Origin of the sequence: Saccharopolyspora antimicrobica (assembly GCF_003635025.1) — a bacterium.
In the GTDB taxonomy this organism is placed as follows: Bacteria; Actinomycetota; Actinomycetes; order Mycobacteriales; family Pseudonocardiaceae; genus Saccharopolyspora; species Saccharopolyspora antimicrobica.
Map to the genome: position 1 here is coordinate 3115284 of NZ_RBXX01000002.1, position 21250 is coordinate 3136533.

Here is a 21250-nt window from a genome sequence, read left to right on the forward strand (position 1 = left end):
GGGGATGTGCTCGGCCGTGGCGTTGTACATCCCACCCGAACACGCCGAAGCGTTCGCGGGCCTCACCGGCTCGCAGTGGCCGGAGGCCGACGAGGACCGGCTGCGCGCGCTGGCCGAGCAGTACCTGGAGCTGGCTGGCGAGCTGGACTCGCTGCAGGCGCACCTGCACGACTTCGTCAACGCCATCAAGAACTCCACCGAGGGCGATTTCGCGAAGGCCTTCGGCGAGTACGCCAACCAGTACATCAGCCCCGGCAAAGAGGGCCAGATCCCGCTGCAGTCGGCCGTCGACGGTGCCCGCGCGATGCACAAGTACCTGCGCAAGGTGGCCGCGCAGGTCGAGTACATGAAGATCCAGGCCATCGCGCAGCTGATCTTCATGGCGATCGAGATCGCGATCGCGATCGCCCTGGCGGTGCCCACCGGCGGGCTCTCGCTGGCGAAGATCGGCCTGATCAAGGCCATCGCGCAGGCGGTGCTGAAGCTGCTGCTGCAGCTGCTGATCGCGACGATCATCTCGCTGGTCGTCGAGGTGCTCTTCGCCGCGATCCTGGACGCCGCCACCCAGCAGTGGCAGATCGACCAGGGCCTGCGCGACGGCTGGGACAACAACCTCACCGAGGCGGCGCTGAAGGGCGCGGCGATCTCCGGTGCGCTCGGCGGTATCGCCTCGCTGGGCGCGGCGTACCTGGGCAAGGGCCTGAGCAAGCTGCTGGGCAAGGCGTTCAACAGCAACTTCATGAACAAGCTGGCGCCGTTCAACAAGATCGGCGGCAAGCTGCAGGACTTCGACGACTTCCTGGGCAAGGGCGTCAAGGACGCGTTCGGGGAGAACGGCGGCAAGTTCGGGTCGGGCATGGCCTCGACGACCAAGAACTTCTCCACCTACATGATGACCGGGTTCGGCAACGGCAAGATCGCCAACTTCGCCGGCATCAAGGGCCTCGGCAAGCTCAGCGCCGGCGCGGGCCACAACTTCAAGAACCAGCTCGGCGAGGTGTTCGCCAAGAACTTCGGCGAGAAGTTCGGCGAGAGCGCTGGCAAGCAGCAGGCCAAGGAGCTGGGCGAGAAGGTCGCCGAGACGATCACCAAGAACATCGGCAAGAACCCGATCCAGGTGCTGTCGAAGGAGCTCGACGAGGTGCTCGCCCCGCACACGAAGGTGCTGGGCAAGGAGACCGTCGAGAACCTCGCCAGCAAGTACCCGAAGGCCATCCAGGACGCGGTCAACCTGCACGCCAAACCGAGCAAGCTGATGATGTTCAGCACCTCCGTGCTGGGCTCACCGGTCCACGGCGTGCACGGCGTGCTCAGCGAGGGCTTCAACAACCTCTTCTTCGGCGACGAGAAGGAGTTCAAGGTCTCCTGGTACAGCTTCACCGGTGGTGCGGTGATGGGTGCCGCGGAGTCCCTGGGCGAGCAGTTCGTCGGCGACCCGCTGTCGGACAAGGTCAAGAACGCGGTGTGGGGAAACCCGACGATGTCCCTCCCGGACGCGCCCACGGCCGCCAACATCCAGACCGAGTCCGACGCCACCAAGCTGGGCGGATCGCCCACCAGCGGCGACAGCACGATCAGCGACAGCTCGACCCTCGTCGACGACTCGTCGTCGGACAGCGGCTCCACGCTCGACGACGACTCGTCGAGCGTGAGCAGCTACTCGACCGATGACGACGGGCCGCTCAACTGGCTGGACGTACCGGACGACAAGCCGACCAGCATCGGCGAGTTCCCGAGCACCTCCGGCACGCAGGAGTCCACATCGGACACGGTCGTCACCGAGAGCGGCCCGGGCGAGGACCGCAAGGACGACGACTTCGACGGCGACCTGCTCGAACTGGACGAGCCCGAGAACCGCGGCGCCGACCAGCAGCAGTCCGAGGTCCAGGGCAACGGCCAGCACGCCGTGGCCACGCCGACCGGTGTCGCGCCGCCGACCCAGGTCCCGACGACGTCGAGCCCGCAACCCACCCAGACCACGACGCCGACCACGCAGACCGCGCCGAAGAGCGGCGGTCCGAACCCCGCTGCGAGCGGCCCCGGCGCGACCCCGAACACCGCGCTGCACAACCCGTCCCCGGTGTCGACGGAGGCGAACCCGTCCACGTCGAACACCGAGTCCACCCCGGCGCAGCCGACCCCGGTCGTCTCCGAATCGGGCACCGGCGCGCCCACCGATTCGCAGACCACCCACGCTGATCAGAGCCCGCCGACACCAGTCACGACGAGCTCCGAGCCGACCACGCATCCGACCGCGGAGAGCGCGCAGCAGAACTACAGCCCGCAGCTCAACACCGAGACGACGCTCCCGTCGAGCCTCTTCGACGACCTGCCGGACTACTCCGATCAGGGCGGACCGCACCTCGACCCGACGGCTAACCAGCCGGACAGCAGCGGCGCAAAGCCGTTCGACGATTCGTCGGACCGGGGCGGGCAGCGCGAGGTGACGCTGGAATCCGCCAGCTCGGTCGCCTTCGCGCAGGCCCTCAACGGCGCATCGGACCAGCCGCACGGGAACGGCACGCCGGACACCGATCCCGAAGCGACGGAACTGCAGTCGCTTCCGCAGGATTCGGATCGGCCCGAGGACAAGTCGTTGCCGGATGTCCCGCAGGATTCGACCGGTCCTGAGGAAAAGCCGCTGCCGGGGATTCCGCAGGGCTCGAACGATCCTGCGGACAAGCCGCTGCCGCCGCGTCCGCTGCCTGCGAAGGTGCCTTACGCGCTGGCCACCAAGGGTGCGCTTTCGCCCAGCACGGTGCTGCTCTCCTTCGACGGCCAGGTGATGGGCCCGTTCAGCGGCAAGGACTGGGCGCACCACGCCGACCAGTTCGCCGCCAAGGTCGCCGGTCACGTCCGGCTCGACGACGCCACGGCGACCGCCGACCTGCGCAAGCAGCTCACCGACTACGCCAACACCAAGGGCGTTCAGGGCCTGCTGCACGCGCTCGCGGGCAACGGCAAGCAGTTCCAGCTGACCACCGGCACGGGAACGCACCTGGACGTCTTCCTGAAGCTGCCCGCCGGCGACATCCGCTCGGTCGACCCGAAGACGCCGGACCTGCTGAACGTCCAGGACAAGCTCAAGCAGGAGACGTCGCAGAAGTGGGAGCACAGCACCGAGATCGGCCGTCGCCGCCCGGTGAACACCGTGGTCGGCGGGCTCATCTCGCTGGCCAACAACCTCGCCTCCGTCGTCCCGGCCCTCAACCTCGGCGGCGAGGTCACCACCAAGTCCGGTGCGCGGCAGTACAACACCGTGGTCGGCTCGATGAAGCCCGGCTCGGCCAAGCACGCCTTCGACGTCGACTTCGGGCTGCACTGGGAGACCGGTGACGGCCGCACCGGGCAGGCCGAGCTCGGCACCGGGCGGCTGGCCTTCCCGGAGAACCACCTGGTCGACAGCGCCGACCTGCCCACCGGTGAGCGGCCGCACACCACGCCGGTCGCGCTGCCCACCAAGCTGACCGAGCTGGTGGCCGCGGTCGACACCGTGGTGCTCGGCGACGTCCAGAAGGTCCTCTCGCAGCTGCCGGACCACGTCAAGCAGGACAGCGCGTTGCGCAAGAAGCTCGGCGACAGCCTCAACCCCGCGCTGTTCGAAGAGGCGTCGGTGCAGGGCCTGGTGCACGGCGTCACCATCACCCACCACTCCGAGCACGGCCGCAAGCTGCCGCCGCTGTCGATCAAGCCGGGCACCAAGCCCGCCGAGGTCTCGCTGCACGTCCGACCGCAGCTCGCCGGCTACCGCGAGGTCGGCGGCTTCACCGCGCTGACCGGCACCGACCACCGGCAGGGCTACGAGAACCTGCAGGAGACCAGCGTTCCCACGGCCTTCGAGGCCGGGCTGCGGGCCCGCTACCTGGACGGGCTCGGCAACGACGTGCAGCTGGGCCCGAACCTGCAGGTCTACGCCGGGCCGTCGTACAAGGAGACCAGCACCGGCAAGGAGTCCTGGGCGCTCAAGCAGAAGGCCAGGGTCGAGGGCCCGGTCGTGGTGTTCGAGCTGGACACCAGCCTGAAGCTGGAGCTGGAGTCGCAGAAGTTCGGCGGCAAGTCACTGACCTACCAGGACCTCGGCACCGTCGACGGCGCGGCGCACCACGTGGTGGTCGAGGAGTCCAAGGCGCAGGAGTTCCGCGACCTGCTCGCCTCCGCGCTGGGCGACCGCCCGGCCCAGCAGCCGACGGTCACGGCACCAGGCCTGGACCCACAGCGGGCCGCGGATCTGCAGTCGGCCGCGGACAGCGGGCTGCTGACCGATCTGACGCACATCGAGAACGCCTCGAAGGTCTTCGACGGGGTGCGCCAGGTGCTGCACGAGCGGCTGCGGGGCGCGGGCGTGGAGCTCGACGCCAAGACCCGCAACAGCATCGACCGGCAGCTCCAGGCGCTCAACCCGTTCGAGCTCGCGGCGAAGTACCGCGGCCTGGCCCACCGCTACGACGACGCTCCTGCCGCGTTGCACAAGGTGACCGTGCAGGTCGGCGACCGGACCTTCACCGTCACCGTCGACGGCGTGCTGGGCAAGGTGGTCGGCGAGCAGCAGGTCGACAAGGCGGTGCTGACCGAGACCAGCACGACCGGCGCGAGCTGGCGGACGCGCGCCAAGAACGCCTTCAGCATCAGCGGCAACCTCGCCGCCTACGCGCGGAAGCGGCTGGGCGACGGGATGTACCGCGCCATGTACGCGGGCGGCACGGTCGGCGTTCAGGGCAAGGGCGAGTTCAGCAAGAACAGCAGCTACCAGAGCGGATCGGGTCAGGAGGACAAGCACAAGTACAGCGGCCCGGCCAGCCGCGTCCGGCGCGAGATCACGTTCAACGCGCACATCGAGGAGACCCGGCACCGCGGGCTCGGTGACCGGTGGGCGAGCGTGCACCGGCCCACCGACCTGGCCGAGCTCGGCAAGAGCTCGGTCCGCACCGATCTCGGCGATGTGAAGGTCCAGGCGACCACCACGCACCTGGTGCCGAAGTTCCTGATCGACCTGCAATCCCAGCTGCGCCCCGGCGAGCCGTTGCACGGCGACGCGCTCAAGCAGCACCTGACCAGCAACCCGCTGCGCAACCCGGTCCGGCTCGACGGCGCGGTCATCTCGGCCACCGACCGGTTCTCGCTGCTCGACGAGAAGTTCCAGCAGCTGCAGAAGGAGGTCGTCGGAAAGTCCGGGCTGCGGTTCCGCCCGCCGGGCAGCAGCGTGCCCAAGAACCCGACGGAGCTGCTGCACGCCTGGTTCGACCCGGCGCAGCAATCGATGTTCAGCGGCGGCCAGCGGCGCACCGACGGGCTGGAGAAGGGCCTGGTGTTCGACCGGGCCGGGGTCGGCACCATCGAGTTCCAGGCGTTCAACCCCAAGCACGTCGACGTCCGCGACGACCTCTCCTGGCAGCCCACCTCCACCGCGGACCGGGCCACCCAGCAGGGCCGGGCCACCAGCGGTTCCGGCGAGGTGGGCGGTTCGGTGCTGCTCGGCGTCGGCGAGCTCGGCGCGAACTACGGCTGGCAGGCCGAAACCGGTGAGCGGGGCACGACGTCGGCGGCGAACAAGCTCACCGCGGGCAAGCAGGCCGGGCCGATGCACCTCTACAACGTCGACGTGCTCGCCACCATGAGCTGGGACACCTGGCAGAACCTGTTCGGCCAGCCCACCACGAAGTGGCAGGCGATCAACCCCTTCCCGATCGCGGCGACCCAGGGCCAGGTGCAGGTCCTGTTCCCCAACGGGGCGCTGGTGGGCGTCTCCGAGGAGAACCGGGCGACGCAGGGGCTGCCCGCTCCCGACGGCTGGGAGTCGGCCCCGCCGGAGCTGGTGCCGGTGCCGGAGGGCGTTCCGGTGCTGACGGGGCTGGGCAAGGCGCTGGACAAGCACGTCAAGGTCGTCGACTTCACGCCGGACGCCGACAGCGGGAAGCAGAAGCTGTCCGAGTGGGCCACCGGGGCGGTCGCGGAGGCGTTCTCGAAGCTGGTTCCGCACTGGAACCCCAAGAGCGGCTCCCGCCCGCCGGCCTTCGACGCGGTGCGCGCGCTGGACGGGCTCGACCACCGCGGGGCGATCCAGCAGGTGCTCAACGGCGGCTGGACGCGGCAGTTCAACCGCTCGGGCTGGTTCGGCACCGAGCACTACACCGTGAAGATCACCGCCGAGCCGGTCGGCACCACCCAGCAGGTGGTCCACCCGAAGCCGAACACCGGCGGCTCGACGGAGGCCACCGGCAGCACCGGGGCCGAGCACCAGGGCAACCGGTCGACCAAGGCGACCGGCGGCCTCACCGTCAACCCGATGCTGCCGCACAACGGCAACACCGCGGGACCGACGGTGCTGCTCGGCGGGCACACCGCCTCCGGCACCGAGGTCGGCGACTCGGTGACCGACCAGCGCCAGAACCGCTCCCGGACGGGCGAGAACACCCAGTTCGACCAGCCGGTGCGGTTCAAGGTCGAGCTCACCCAGGTCACCCGGCCGCCGCTGCTGCTGAGCACCATCACCAACGGCTTCGGCGGCAAGTCCTTCCGCGATCTCGACAGCCGCACCGTCACCGACGAGCGCACCTACCAGGGCGCGGTGCGCCTGGAGGTGCCGACGGACGTGGTGCCCAGCGGCGGCGCCGAAACCTCCTCGAAGGGGATCGCCCCGGGCCCGCTGCGCCCGTCGGACATCACCGGGAAGGTGGCGGGTTCCACGTCGTTCGAGGTGGTCAAGGCGCTGCCGGGCGATCTGGTCGACAAGGTCGTGCAGACCATCGTCGAGGCGCGCGGGAACGGCATCGACACCCCGGCGCAGCGCTCGACCGGCCCGGGCACGTTCAACCGGGGCGTCCTGGAGACCACGCTCTCGCCGGATTCGCTGGCCAACAACGCGAAGCTGTTCCTGAGCGAGGACGGCGCGACGATCGAGATCCGGGTGCCCGACCGCACCCGCCGCGAAGACATCTCGATCAAGATCAACACGCGGCTGTCCGAACCGCAGTACGAGCTGTCCTGGAACATGCCGCAGCGGCAGCAGAAGAGCACGCAGGTGCGCTCCGAGGACTACGCGCAGACGGCGGAGACGGGCTACTACGGAGGCCTGGGCTACGGCGCGACCAGCCCGCACGTGCAGCAGAACTCCGACGCCCGGCCGGTGAACCGCAAGACCGGCGAGCGCACCGGCGACAACAGCAGCACGAAGCTGGAGGTCAGCGAGCGCGCTTCGAACGTCAAGCTGAACCGCTACCGCGCGGACGCGGTGCACGTGATCGAGGTGTCCACCAAGCTGCGCGGCGGAAGCTGGACCGAGCCGCACACCTCGTCCTGGCGCTACCCGAACAGCGTGGTGTTCGACGTGAACGTGGCGGACGCGGCGAAGTTCGACTCGAAGGCCCACGTCCGCCTCACCGCGGCCGAGCAGGCGCACGCGCAGGCCGAGCTGGCCGCGGAGGCCGCGCGGTTGTCCGGCATCCTGCTCGACGACGGCCCGACGCCTCAGCCGGAAGCCGATCCGCAGACCGAGCAGCCCGACGCGGATCAGCTGTTCCAGTCCGAGGCGGAGCGTCTCGGGAACACCTTCACCGCCTTCGAGTCGCCCGCTCCGGAGGACTCCAAGGCGAAGCAGCCCGATTCGGACGACTTCTTCCAGTCCGAGGCGGACAGGCTCGGGAACATCTTCGCCGCCTTCGAGTCGCCCGCTCCCGAGAACTCCAAGTCCGTTGCGCCGAAACCGCCCGCGAACACCACCGTCCACGACAAGGCGATCGCCCAGGCCTACGCCGAACTCACCGATGCCCAGGCCGCGAAACTTCGCCCCCACAGCCTGACGCCCGTCTTCGTGGGCGGGGACGGCGACTGCCTGTTCAACGCGCTCAAGATCGCCAGTCCCGGCCTGGCCGACAAGTCGGTGGCCGAGCTGCGCGCCGCGACAGCCGATCACCTCCGCGCGAACTGGGCCGACTACGCGGACTTCTTCCCCGGTCTCGACCTGGACACGGCCGCGAAGAAGATCGCGCAGCCGGGCTACTACGGCCCGGATGCCGGGGACCAGATCCCGTTCCTGCTCGCCAACGCCTACGACCTCGACCTGCAGGTGCTGGACCTCGACCGCGGTGGCCTCAACCAGCTCGGCCGGACCGGCCAGCACGATCTGATCGCCTCCCGCCCGGGCGCGGTCGTCCTGGGCCGCACCGGCAACGAGGGGATCGCGCACTACTACGCGCTGCTGCCCGGACCGGACACGACCATCGAGAGCACCGCCGCGCCGACCCCGCTGGGCGTCGGCGACAAGGTCATCTCCTCGTCGGCGAAGCTGCTCGCGGTCGGTGGCGAGGACGTCGGCGCCGCGAAGGCGAAGCTGGTCGATTCGGTCGTCGACGCGATCGCGAGCAACCCGCTCAACGGCCCGGGCGCCGATCGCGCGACGTGGACCCAGGCCGACCTCACCGCCCTGACCGAGCACCTGAACGAGCTCACCCCGGTCGACCTGGTGCACAAGCTCAACGCCGGTCACCTCGTCCCGCTCGGCCCGAACCGCAACGCGTGGCTGCACCTGACGCCGACTTCGGTGGCGCACGGGCAGCAGGGCCCGGGGCCGCGGCAGGAGGTCCGGTTCGAGACCGGGCCGAGCTCCGGCAGCAGCGAGCAGCACGCGCACAAGCAGAAGCTGAACTTCACCGGCGGCGTCCTCATGGAGCTCTCCGGCAGCCCGTTCTACGTGTGGCCCGCGGTCTCCAGCAGCAAGGAAGGTGCGGTCAAGCACGGGCAGTCCACCTCGGAGAGCCTGCTCCACGAGCGCAAGCTCGGCCAGCAGCTGGCGGCCTTCGACTTCGACTTCGAGCTGCGCTCGACGCTGGTGGACAACGGCGTCCAGCACGCCGAGGTGATCTCCCAGCTGCCGGACAGGATGCAGTTCGGCTACCCGCCGGAAGCGCTGGGCACTCCGCTGTCCCACGGGGAGCACCACACGCTGCGGGGAGACCGCAACCCGCCCGCGGTGCCGACCGCGGTGCAGAACCTGATCAGCAAGGTCGCCGGCTACGGGGACCTCAGCGGCCTCCGGCAGGACCTGCTGCAGAAGCTGGTCCAGCTGGCCCCGGACGCGCCGAAGCTGCACAAGGACTTCGAGGCCAACTTCTCCGAGGACGGCCTGCTGGACAACTTCACCCCCGCGCTCACCGACCCGGTCAAGATCGCGCGGCAGACGGTGGAGCTGCGCGACAAGTCGAACCCGGTGACGAACTGGCTGCCGAGCGCGGTGGACGGCATCGGCAAGGCGGTGCGCGACTTCTTCACCTCGGACACCGCGAAGTACAGCGCCGAGGTGACCATGCGGCCGAAGCTGCGCGGTTTCCAGGCCGTCGGTACCGCCACCATGCAGTCCGGCACCAACCGGCGCCGCGCTGAGCAGCTGGTGTTCGAGACCAGCACGACGTCCACGGCGGAGCTGGGCGTGGAGGTGCGCGGGCTCAAGGCCGTCGGCCAGGTGGGCGAGCGGGGCAAGCTGCCGGTGCAGGTCGGCGGCAGCGGCGCGCTGAAGGCGGGCGCGAGCCACACCACGACGGTCCAGGGCAAGACCAAGCAGCACCTCAAGCAGAAGTCGTTCCACGAGTCCGGCAGCACCCTGTACCGGATCGACCTCGGGTACGACTACGCGATGTCGGTCACCGCGGACGGCGAGAAGAGCAGCGAAACGCCTTCCGGGACGGCCGAAACCGCGGCCTACGTGTGGGTCCGGGACGGCGACGCGGCGGAGTTCGAAGCGGTCCTGCAGGCCGCGCTGGACGGCGTGCAGCGCCCGACGCCGCTGCCGGAAGCCGACAACAGCCTGACCCCGCAGCAGAAGCAGTCCTACTCGCAGATCGCCAAGAACACCCGGCTCTCCGACCTGAGCAAGCTGACCGGCTCGGAGCAGGTCGCCGACCGCGTCCGGGACATCGCGCGCGGCGCGATCGTGCGCGACGAGTCGCTGACGCTGGAGCAGCGCACCAAGCTGCTGACCGAGCTGGACGACAAGCTCGGTCAGCTGGGCCCGGCGAAGCTGATCCGCCAGTTCGCGCACATCGGCACCAACGCGATCGCCACCAAGGTCGACGTGCGCGGCGACGAGTACGCGGTGCACAGCGCCAAGGACGCCGCGGGCGCGCTGGCGGACTTCGTGGCGGAGATGGACGCCAAGCTGGAGCAGAAGCTCACCCAGCAGGAGAAGGACGACCTGCTCGCGAAGTTCGAGGCGAACGCGGCGATCCGCGCCGAGAACGCGCTGGGCAAGCCCTACGCGATCGACACCACCGTCCACGTGCGGGGCAAGAACTACCACGTGCAGAGCACGAAGTCCGCTTCGGCCGCGGCCGCCGAGTTCGCCCACGAGCTGGGCAAGCAGGGCATCCGCCTCGACTCCGCCCAGGTCGCCGAGGTCCACGACATCCTCAAGCAGGACAAGCAGAACCGCCGCGACGGCGGCAGCAAGCACGCCTACACCGTCAGGTTCGACCTTGGCGACTACCACTTCGACGTCGCGGTCACCGGCACGCCCAAGGACGTGCTGACCGCCCAGTCCGTGCAGAACGCCAAGATCTCCGGGAACCGCGGCCTGGAGACGAAGGTGGGCACCTCGACCTCGGACAGCCTGTCCGGCAGCTTCGCCGGCCGGTTCCGGTCGCGGATCAAGAACTTCGCCACCGGCCCCGGCAGCGGCCTGTACGCGAACTTCAACGCCGGTTTCGACTTCTCCTCCTCGCGCAGCACCTCCTCCGGCTCGGGCGTCACCGCCAACGACGAGACCGACGTGACCTACCAGGGCGCTGCCGTGCGGATCAACCAGGCGTTCGACCTCGACTTCTCGGTGAACGTGAAGCACCAGGGCGAGCTGCGCAGCAGCACCGCCGACACCGTGCACAGCGCGGCCGAGTACCTGGTCCCGGAGTTCCTCGCCCAGCACGCGGACGGCTTCAAGACCGGCGTGGTGCAGGTGGTCGAGGACGAATCCGCCGGCTTCGGCCAGCACGTCCCGAAGGGCCTCGGGCACGTGCTGACCTCACCCGGCGACGCGACCTTCGAGCTGCTGCAGTCCGCGTCCGGGAGGCTGCAGCAGGACGCGTCGCTGGAGGTCAAGGCGGCGTGGGAGAAGACCCGGCTCAAGCTGCCCTTCACCCACCAACCGCGGTTCCGGGCCGAGCTCGACCCGAACAAGGTCGGCAACGCGCTGTCCCAGAGCCACCGGAACCCGCAGATCACCGCCCAGGGCATCCGCAGCGGGCAGCTGTTCAGCCGCGCGGTGCGGGAGACGGCGGCGATCGAGTACTACAACCCGAAGAAGCTCGGCACCGTCGACGCCGGTTCGCTGACGGTCAGCGAGATCGCGAAGCTCGGCCGCAACCTGCAGTCCGGCGAGGGCTCGGGCCTCTCCGGCGGCGGCACCCTGCAGCTGGGCGCCATCGGGCTGGACGGGTACGCGTCGCTGTCCGCGTCGCGGGACACCGGGCAGGGCGAGTCCGCAGCCGGCTCGCACAAGATCACCCACGAGTCCGGGAAGCAGGTCGAGTACGCGCTGGTCGTGGTCGACTCGGTGCTGACCCAGCAGGTGGACAGCTACCAGAACTTCCGCGGTCACCCGACGCACTGGAAGGCCCTCAACCCGTACCCGCTCGGTGGCGCGCAGAAGCAGCAGAGCTACCTGATGCGGGAATCGACCGTCCTGCTGATGACCGAGGCGGAAGCCGACGCGCTGCTGGCGAACCGGGAACCGGACCCGCCCGCCGCGCAGGAGGTCCCCGCACCCGCCGACATCGGCCAGTCGCTGGACTCCGGCGTCGGCCTGGAGAAGCTGACCACCGACGTGCCGCTGTCCGAGCACGCGGCGGCGATCTACCAGGCGCACGTGCCGGACCTGGTGCCGACCTCGAACCGCGAGGGCGCGCCGGAGCGGCCGCTCTACGACGCGATCCACCGCCTGAAGTTCCTCGATCAGAAGGCGGCGCAGCGGGAGATCCTCAACGGCGGGGTGACGATCTACGAGGAGTACCCCACCTGGGAGGGCAACTACTACACCGCGCTGCACGTCGAGGCCGTGCCGGTGCCCGACGCCCCGGCGTCGGTGACGCCGCTGCCCGCCGGCGGGCGTTCTTTCGCCGAGCAGCACGCGGTCTTCGGCGATGACCAGCAGCACTCGCTGAGCACTTCCGCGGCGCTCCTGGGCGCGTTCAACATCATGCCGCCCACCAGCGACCCGAGCCTGTTCATCGGGCCAGGACCGGCGATCGGCTTCAGCAAGGGCAGCGCCACCGAGGTCAGCACCGGCACCGCCGCCCAGCACGGCGACCGGACCGAGCACACCGGCCCCGGCGTCCGGATGGACGTGCCCCTGCAGCTGCGCTTCAAGCTCGCCGTCTACCGCGCTGATTCGCACCTGCTGCAGACCCTGACCAACGGCTGGGGCTTCTCGAAGAGCTTCCGCGACGTCGGCGAGCGCAACGTGCCGCTCGGCGACCAGGCCACGATGACCGCCGACGCCACGTTGCTGATGCCCGCCGAGCTGCAGAACGTCCAGGCCACCGCCGGACCGCTCGAAGTCGGCGAGCAGCTGACCGGCCAGGACGTCACGGCAGGTGCGCGCAACGCCGATTCGCTGCTGGTGACCAAGCAGTTCCGCGATGGCCTGGTGCCCTTCGTGGCCGACGTGATCAGCCGCGCGGCCAACACCGACAACAGCGTCCACAAGCCCGCGCAGCGCCTGGTCGGCCACGCCAACCCGCACCGCGCCGAGCTGGAGAACATGCTGTCGGACCAGCTGCTGCGCCCGAACGCCAAGCTCCTCATGCAGGACGACGGTGGCTACGAGCACCGGATGACGCTCGCGGAGAAGACCTTCGCCAGCGACTACCGGGTCGAGCTGAAGTACAAGGTGTTCAACCCGGAACCGATCGGCCGGCACACCCCGAGCCGCAACGAGCGGATGCAGGGCCGGTCCACTTCGGAATCGGTCACCGACGCGAAGAACCCGGTGACGGCGTCGGCCACGACGGGTGTCACGGCCCTGGACGGCATCGCCTGGGCCGCCCCGGACGCCACGTCCGGCACCAAGCAGAAGCACACCAGCGACGCCAACGACGGCATCGACCAGCAGAACCGGACCCGCGGCGACGACCAGACGCGCCACCTGTTCAAGCTCGACGTCGAATACACGGCCACGGCCTCGGCGACCTCCCGCCGCGGCAACACCACGACGTACGAGAACACGGCGATCCGCCGCGGCGGCCTGTGGGCCTCGGTGACCGAAGCCGAGGCCAGGGCTCTCGGCTGGCTGGACGACCGGCCGCAGGAGAGCTCGGCGCCGACCGACGACAGCAGCTCCGGATCGCTGGATCTGGCTTCGTTCTTCGAGAACGCCCTGCGGCCGGACTCCCCGGTGACGCAGGACGACGTGGAGCTCACCGGCGTCGACGTGAAGACCGGCGCTCCCGTGTCGTTCGACCCGGGGCAGGTGACGGCGACGCCGCTGCTGGACCGGGGCGGCAAGCCGATCGGCGTGACGTTCCAGACCGCGGCGCACGACCTGGACGTCAAGCAGAAGTTCGCCGAGAACAACGGCGGCAGCGGCGAGACGGCCGTCTACGGCCCCGGCGTGACGGCGAAGCAGCAGGTCACCGACGCCACGCCGCAGCCGGCCACGATGGACTGGGCGGACAAGGGCGGAACCCCGCCGTTCTACCTCAACGCCCACGGCACCCGGAACGCCTTCGAGATCACCGTCGGCGACAAGGTGCTCCAGGTCGATGGCACGACGTTCGCGGAGGTGCTGGCGAAGTCGAGCGTGTTCACCGATGCGCTCCAGCAGCAGAACGGCGACCGGCCCCCGGCGATCCAGCTCCTCGTCTGCAGCGCGGGCAAGGACACCGGCGAAGGCGGCGCGGCGTTCGACCTCGAACGAGCGCTGCGCGCGCACTTCGACGTCGCCGGGATCATCGCGAGCAGCACCGACGTGGCCGTCGGCAGCGACGGAACGCACGGCGTCCTCGACGGGGGCGAGTGGCGGAACTTCAACGACGGCGCGGTCACCCCGGCATCGAGCGCCAAGCCGAATGCCGCCTCGCCGACCAGGCCGAACGCCGAGCAGACGATCGAGAACTCCGACTCCGACTCCGTGTACCACGACGCGGACTCCGACTCCGATTCCTCGTACTACGACGCGGAATCCCGGCTCTCCGATGCCCAGCTGGTCGAGTCGTTCCGCCCCGGGCCGAACGAGAAGGAAGAAGGCGGCTACGACCTGGAGGCGCTGAAGAGCGGCCACGCGGTGTGGGTCTCGGACCAGCCGTCGGAGTTCGCCGTCTTCCGCCTCGACGACGGCAGCACCGCCGGGATGACCCGCTTCATGGTCAAGAAGTGGTTCGCGGACTCGCCGGATCTCGCGCTGCTGACCGAGGGGCGGGGCAGCACCGTCCTCCACGAGCACCTGTACCGGCCGGGCGACGGCAACCAGGTGCGCAAGGAGTACCGCCTCGACCAGCGCGAGGAGTTCATCGCCGACCTGCGCGAGCGGCGAGGCGACTCGTGGTTCAACGACCAGCGGGAAGTCATCACCGCGGTCAACGAGCTGACGACCTGGGTCACCGATCAGTACCCGCCGGACCAGTACAGCTACGTGGGCCTCGGCCGCAGCCCGGCCCCGGTGATGGCCGCCCTGCAATCCCTCCGCCACCAGGCGGTCTCGGTGCCGTTGTCGAGTTTCCGGCCTGGGCCGCCGTCGGAGCTGAACTCGATCCTGGACCGCGTGTTCAACCGGCCAGGGGTCGACACGACGCCGCTGACCGATGCGCAGTGGCGGATGTTGCGGGCGCACTTCCAGGAGTTCGTGGGCACGCCGGATCGCGACATCGTGCTGATCGACTACACCCAGACCGCGTTGTCGCTGGTCTCGGCGCAGTTCCACCTCCAGCAGCACCTCGGCCCGGACGTGCAGGTCCACGCACTGGCGATGCACCAGGACATCAACAGCGGCGACGTCCAGAAGACCTATTCGCAGGCCGCCGTGCCGGTGACCTTCCGGGAAGCCCGGTCGCTGTGGGAGTGGCTCGCGGACAACTGGGGCTCGGAGCGCAGCGCCCAGCGCGCGCAGTGGCAGCAGCGGTTCACGAGCGTGTCCCTCGGTGCTGACGGCCCGTTCGGCGACCGGGGCAAAACGCTCGGTGAGTCCTTCAAGGAAGAAGCCTTCGACAACCTGGCGGAGTACGGCTCGTACAAGCTCCTCGAACAGGACCCGGAGACCTTCGAGCAGACCCGCCCGAAACGCCACGAGCAGCAGGACACCGACAGCGCCTACCAGGCGCTCGGCGACGCAGTCCGCGAAGGCCGACCCAACTCGGAGGACGACCAGCCGAATTCGGTCACCGGCGTGATCCAGTCGGATGACGAGGTTTCGGTGGAGTCCGTGGCAGAAGAAGCCTCGGGCAACCTCGCGGAGGACAACGAGTCGTCCAGTGCGGAGGAGCGGGCGAATACGCCCACGCCAGCGAACGAGGAGTCCGAGCAGCAGCACCAGGACTCACCGGAATCCAGCGGCTCGGGGCTGCAGGACATGTTCATGGAGGCATTGAACCCACCGAAGAAGCTGCCGGGCATTGACTCGCACGGCCGGACGGTGTACTTCAGCCCGGCCGAGGTTCAGGTGACCCCGCTACTGGCGAGCACCGGCCAGTCGATCGGCGTCACGTTCCAGACCTCGCCGCGTGATCTCAAGGTGAAGCAGGAGTTCGCCGAGAACACCGATGGCCGTGGCGGGACGAAGCTCTACGATGCAGGCGTCACCACGAAGGACCAGCTGGCGAGTGCCACGACGAAGCACGCGCTGATGGAATGGGCGGCGAAGGGCGAATCGGCGCCGTTCTACATCAACGCCCATGGTCGCCCGGGAACCTTCGAGATCAACAGCCCGGAAGGCGCGGTCCAGGTCAGCGGGCAGGTCTTCGCGAACGTGCTCAAGCATTCGGCGGTCTTCCAGCAGGCGCTGGCGGAGTACCGCGCGAACCACCAGCAAGAGCTGATGTCCTTCCAGCTCCTGGTCTGCAAGGCGGGCCGAAGCGACGGTCCGGGCGGAGCGGCCTTCGACTTCCGGCAAGCGATCTCGGAGCAATTCCCCGACACCGACGCGGTCTACGCGAGCACCGAAGACGTGATGGTGGCCAACGACGGCACCCACGGCGTCCTCGACGGTGGTGACTGGCACAAGTTCGACGGCACCTCGGCCACCCCGGCCACGACGAAGGTCGACCAGGCCGCTTCGTTCCCGAAGGACGCAGAGCGCACGATCGAAGGCTCGCCCGGCACCGACGACGAGGGCCGCGACAGCTCGGATTCTTCGGAGGAGGAAACCGGGCAAGAGGTCCTGAACGAGGAACTGCAGGGGACGGGAAAGCAGCTCGACGTGGTGGGCGCGACCGGAGCGAAGATGACCCTCCGGTCGGCATCGGACCTGTTCGTGTGGTTGGTGAGCAACCCGGCCACGCCTGAGAAGACGCCCCAATCCTTCGCGGTCCCGGAGACGCTGTGCGAGGTCCTGGTGAAGCTGGAGGAGCACAACGGTGTCGTTGACCACGAAGCCGTTTGGGAAGCCGTGAACAGCGTCGCGTTGGCCAAGGAGAAGGCTGCTCAGCCCGACAGTGACAGCGAGTCCGACAGCGATTCGGGTGGTGGGTTCTTCAGGAAGCACCGGGCCGATGACAGCGAGTCCGGCAGCGACACTGGCAGCGAGTCGGACAGCGACGGCGAGTCCGGCAGCGGGAGTGAGTCGGGCAGCGGGAGTGAGTCCGGCAGCGGGAGTGAGTCGGGCAGTGGCAGTGAGTCCGACAGCGACAGTGAATCGGGTGGTGGGTTCTTCACCAGGCCCAAGGCCGATGACGATGACGACGCCAGCTCTGGTTTCAGCGACGATGCGAGCAGCGTCGGAGACGGCGGGCCATCGGACGAGTACCGCGGCTGGAAGTACGGCGAGTGGGGGCAGGACCAGTACGGCCTACCTGCTCCGCTCCAGTTCAAGTTGAAGCTCAGCGACAGTGAGCTGGCCACTCTGCTGCGCGAGACGCGGAGGGATCTGAAGGGCTACAAGCTGGTGGGGTTCCACGGAACCCAGGCGGAGAAAGTCGGGAGCCTGATCAAGTACGGACCGAATCGCGGCCGGATCGGCAGTGAGAACGGCGTTGGCAAGGGGGAGGGCTTCTACATCGCTCCGGTTGTCAGCGAGCCCGGAAAACGAGCTCCGAAGAATCGTGAAGCACGGGAAAACACCGAAACGTGGGGGAAGTTCACGGTCGCGGTGTACGTGAAGGAGGGCATACCGGTCGAGTCGGCGCACGACAGCTCGATCGACTTCGGGGAGCGGGAACCGGCGATGGTGCTGTACGGCGCTGATGAGCTCCTGATCCCGCCGGAGTTGTTCGACGCGGTGAAGGTGCGTCGCAACCCGGACGACATGGCCATGCTCGATGGGCGGACGGGTGACTTCCGTCCGTACGAGGACAAGGACGATCCGTTGCGACTTCTGCTCGGGATGAAATGAGTTCGTACGAGCGGTGAACTGGTCTTTCCGACTTCTGGGCGCTGCACGCCCGAACCGGTCGTGACCAGGTCTCCGGTACCCGAGGCGTCCTCAGCCGCGGGACCTGGCGGATCTTCTCCGGCGGTCCCCCCGCACCAGGTGTGCACGAGTAGGAATTGGGAGAATTCCGCAATGAGCGATGAGACGAGCCTGCCCGACGAGGACCGGTGGGTGTTCCTGATCGACCCGGCCTGGCAGGCGCAGGGCGGCGATCCGCAGCAGCCGCCGGTCGAAGCGGTGGTCGGTGGCTGGTACGTCGAAGCGGACGGCACGACGGGGCGCTTCCACGGCAACCCGGACTACGTGCCGTCCAGCCCCGATTCGCCGACCGACCCGGTGGACGCCACCCTGCGGCTGGTGAACGAGGGCGAGGCCGATGCCGAGTCCCTGCTGTCCACGGTGCGGGAAGCGGTGTTCGGCGTCGCCGTCGACGAGGAGGGCAACCCGGTGGTCGCCCCGGCCCCGGACGACGTCCCGTCAGTGCTGGTGACCACGGCCCCGGTGCACCGCCAGCGGGTGCAGGTGCCCGGCTGGCAGGAGGTCACCGCCGCGGAGCTGGCGGAAGCGCTGCCGGAGGAGGGCGTCGACGTCCTGATCAACCCCGGCTCGACCGCGTCGATGCGCCTGCTCGCGAGCGCGCTCAAGAGCACCGTGAAGTGATGGGCACCGCCCACGTTTCGGCTACTTGAAACCTCCCGGCGAGCGCGGGGAGGGTGGCGTGGAGTACTTCCGAGGGCTTCGAGGTGTGGGATGGACGAGCAGGACCGGGCGAGGCACGAGCTGCTGCTGCGACTCGCGCCGAGGCTGCCCGACGACGTGGTGTGGCAGGCGCGGAGCTGGTCGGCGAGCGACCAGTGGCCGCACGCGGCGCGACTTGTCGTCCAGGTCTTCCTCGAGTGGAACCAGCCGCTGCCACCGGATGCCCGCGAGGTCCTGCTCGACGGCGTCGACCCGGCGACCGCGGAGCGCGTGGAGCAGCTGGAGGACGCCGACGAGCTTTCGGTGCAGCTGTGGGACTTCGAGCCGCGCGAGGACGAGATCTCCGAGCGGTACGCCGAGATCGTCCGCGCCTACCTGGCGGACCAGCCCGGCACGCACACCGCCTGGTCGGCCTGGCGCGCTCCCGCGGGCGGAGCTCCGCTCACGGCCCGCCCGCTGCACCTGGTGGAAACCCAGGGCGGCGTGAAACCCCCAGTGATCGCGGCAGAACTGGCCGACCGCCTCTGGCGCGCGGGCCTGGCCAGCCCCCAGGTCGAGGTGTTCACCCCGGAAAGCCCGCTGGACGCCTACTACCACGCACCAGCTCTGGTCGCGGCGCGCGAGATCCACGCGACCGGCCCCGCGCCGCACATCTCGCTGGCCCGGTTCGACGAGACGAACCCGGAGCGCGAGCCCGCGGGCCCGGACCGCGATGCCCAGGTCGCCTACCTCGCCTCCGGCGAACCGCTGACCGAGCAGGACGAGCTTCTCCCGGATCTCCTGTCCGACGACGAGGAGCCGGTGGTCCCGGTGACGCTCCGCACCGACGGCACCTGGATCTGGTCCGACCTCACGACTTACTACCTGGCCAACCACGGCATCGCGCTGCCGCCGGAACTCCGCGCCCACATCGCCGAATCGGGCCCGAAGGCCCGCACACCCACCCGCAGGGAATGGGTGGCGATGGTGGCCCTGGAGAACCAACCCGCCTGACCATCGCGAGCAGTGGTCGGCGTTCAGCTGTGAAGGCCGACCGGTTCGTTCAGTGGTGATGGTCCCGTGAGTACTTTGTGTGGCTATAGCAACATAAAGTACTCACGGGCTTTGGACACCTAGCCAGCGCCGAGTTCGGTGAGAACCGCTCGGATCGCTGGGCTGGCGTCGGCGCTGCTCCGCCAGACCGCGTGGACCTCGCGCTGCGGCGGCCGGTGCAGCGGGAGGGGGACTAGGCCTTCTCGCAGGGGCGGCCGGGCGAGGCGGGGGATCAGGGCGAGCACTTCGCCCGCCGCGACCAGCGCCAGCTGGGTGGAGAAGTCGTCCACCCAGTGGCGGACGTCGGGATCTTCGGGCACGTCCGCGAACAGGCGGCGGAACCACTGGTGGCAGACCGTGCCGGGCGGGCTGGTCACCCAGCGGTGGCCGATCAGGTCGGCGTTCCTGAGCGGCCGGTCGAGCTGCGCCAGCGGGTGCGCGCGGGGCATGACGACGTCGCCGATGTCGGTGTGCAGGAGGCACCGGTTCAGGGACGCGGGCAGCGGGACCGGCAGACCGTCGGCGTCGTGGGCGAGCGCCAGGTCGGCAGTCCCGGCGTCGACGCTGTGGAGGGCTTCATCGGGATCCTGCTCGACGATCTCCACGCGCAGCTCCGGGCAACGCGCCGACAGGCCCGGAATGGCTGGGGCCAGCAGCCCGCGAATGGCCGTCGAGAACGCGACCACGCGTAGCGTGCCGCGCGGTGCCCCTTCCGCGACGGACTGGGCGGCTTCGGCGCAGCGCTCCAACGCCTGGAACACCTCGGGTGCGGCGTCGACGATGGCCTGCCCGGCGGGCGTGAGTACGACACCCCGTCCAGCAGGAGCGAGCACCGGCACACCGACCTGCCGCTCCAGCCTCTTGATCTGCTGCGACACCGCCGAAGCCGTGAACCCGAGCTCGTCGGCCGCCCGCGCCAGCGTCCCCAGCGCGGCCACCGACCGCAGCGCGCGCAACGCGCCTACCTCGATCATGAACCGATGCTACGCAATATCGGCAAGAAACCATCGCTGGACCGCACCTGTCGGTAGCGCCAGGATCGAATCATGAACCCCGCTGAGCTGCTCTTCGGCTCCAACCTCGTCGCCATGGCCACCCCGATGAACCCCGACGGCGCGCTCAGCGAACCCGGGCTCGCCAACCTCGTCGACCACTTGCTGTCCACCGGTTGCGACGGCATCGTCGTCAACGGCACCACCGGCGAGGCGCCCACCCTGTCCGACGCCGAGGCGACCCGGATCGTCCGCACCGCGGTGGCCCGAGCGGACGGCCGGGCGCGGGTGATCGCGGGAGTCGGCACCTACGACACGGCCGCCAGCGTTCGCCGGGCCCGCGAGGCCGAGGCAGCGGGCGCGGACGCGCTGCTGCTCGTCTGCCCCTACTACTCCAAGCCGACCCAGAGCGGCGTGATCGCGCACTGCGTGGCGGTCGCCGACGCCACCGAGCTGCCCGTGATGCTCTACGACATCCCGGCGCGCACCGGCATCGCCATGGAGATGCCCACCCTGCTCGAACTCGCCGGCCACCCCAGGATCCGAGCGGTCAAGGACGCCAAGGGCGACCTGTTCGAGGCGATGTCGGTCATGGCCCGCACCTCCCTGGCCTACTACTGCGGAATCGACGAGCTCAACCTGCCCTACCTCGCCTCCGGCGCGACGGGCGTGGTCAGCGTCGTGGGTAACGTCGTCGCCGACCGCAACGCCGAGCTGATCCGCGCCGTCCGCACCGGCGACCTCGACGCGGCACGGTCCGTCCAAAGAGGACTGCTCCCGCTGGTGGAAGCCATCATGCGCACCTCCCAAGGGGCGATCATGGCCAAGTCCGCCCTCGCCGAACTCGGCATCATCCCGCACCCGTCGGTCCGACTCCCGCTCCAGGAACCGCAACCGGCCCACCTCCGCCGCCTCGCCGAAGCCCTGACGACCACCGCCGTCGCGGCCTGACCGCTCCCGCTTGTCC

General features: G+C 69.4%; 5 protein-coding genes. 4 read left to right on the plus strand and 1 reads right to left on the minus strand.

The genetic code is table 11. The annotated features are described in order from the left end of the window. Window positions 1-16 precede the first annotated feature (16 nt). From ATL45_RS15220 to ATL45_RS15230, 3 genes are all read left to right on the plus strand, one after another. A complete protein-coding gene (locus tag ATL45_RS15220) occupies window positions 17-17521 on the plus strand; it encodes an OTU domain-containing protein (RefSeq protein WP_143121778.1) in 17505 nt (5834 codons plus the stop codon). Window positions 17522-17692: 171 nt separating this feature from the next. After that, entirely contained in the window at window positions 17693-18220 is a 528-nt protein-coding gene (locus tag ATL45_RS15225; RefSeq protein WP_093159615.1) for a type VII secretion system-associated protein, read from the plus strand. A 90-nt stretch (window positions 18221-18310) separates the two neighbouring features. Further along, window positions 18311-19252 carry a hypothetical protein gene (locus ATL45_RS15230; RefSeq protein WP_093159617.1) on the plus strand — a complete coding sequence of 314 codons (942 nt, stop codon included), beginning with the start codon at window positions 18311-18313 and terminating at the stop codon, window positions 19250-19252. A gap of 119 nt (window positions 19253-19371) precedes the next feature. Here the strand turns inward: ATL45_RS15230 and ATL45_RS15235 are convergent, their stop codons facing one another. Beyond that, complete coding sequence (locus ATL45_RS15235; RefSeq protein WP_093159620.1) at window positions 19372-20265, minus strand: LysR family transcriptional regulator; 894 nt, start codon at window positions 20263-20265, stop codon at window positions 19372-19374. A gap of 72 nt (window positions 20266-20337) precedes the next feature. Between ATL45_RS15235 and dapA the strand changes: the two genes are divergently transcribed. Next, window positions 20338-21234 carry a 4-hydroxy-tetrahydrodipicolinate synthase gene (dapA, locus tag ATL45_RS15240; protein ID WP_093159622.1) on the plus strand — a complete coding sequence of 299 codons (897 nt, stop codon included), beginning with the start codon at window positions 20338-20340 and terminating at the stop codon, window positions 21232-21234. Window positions 21235-21250: the final 16 nt, after the last annotated feature.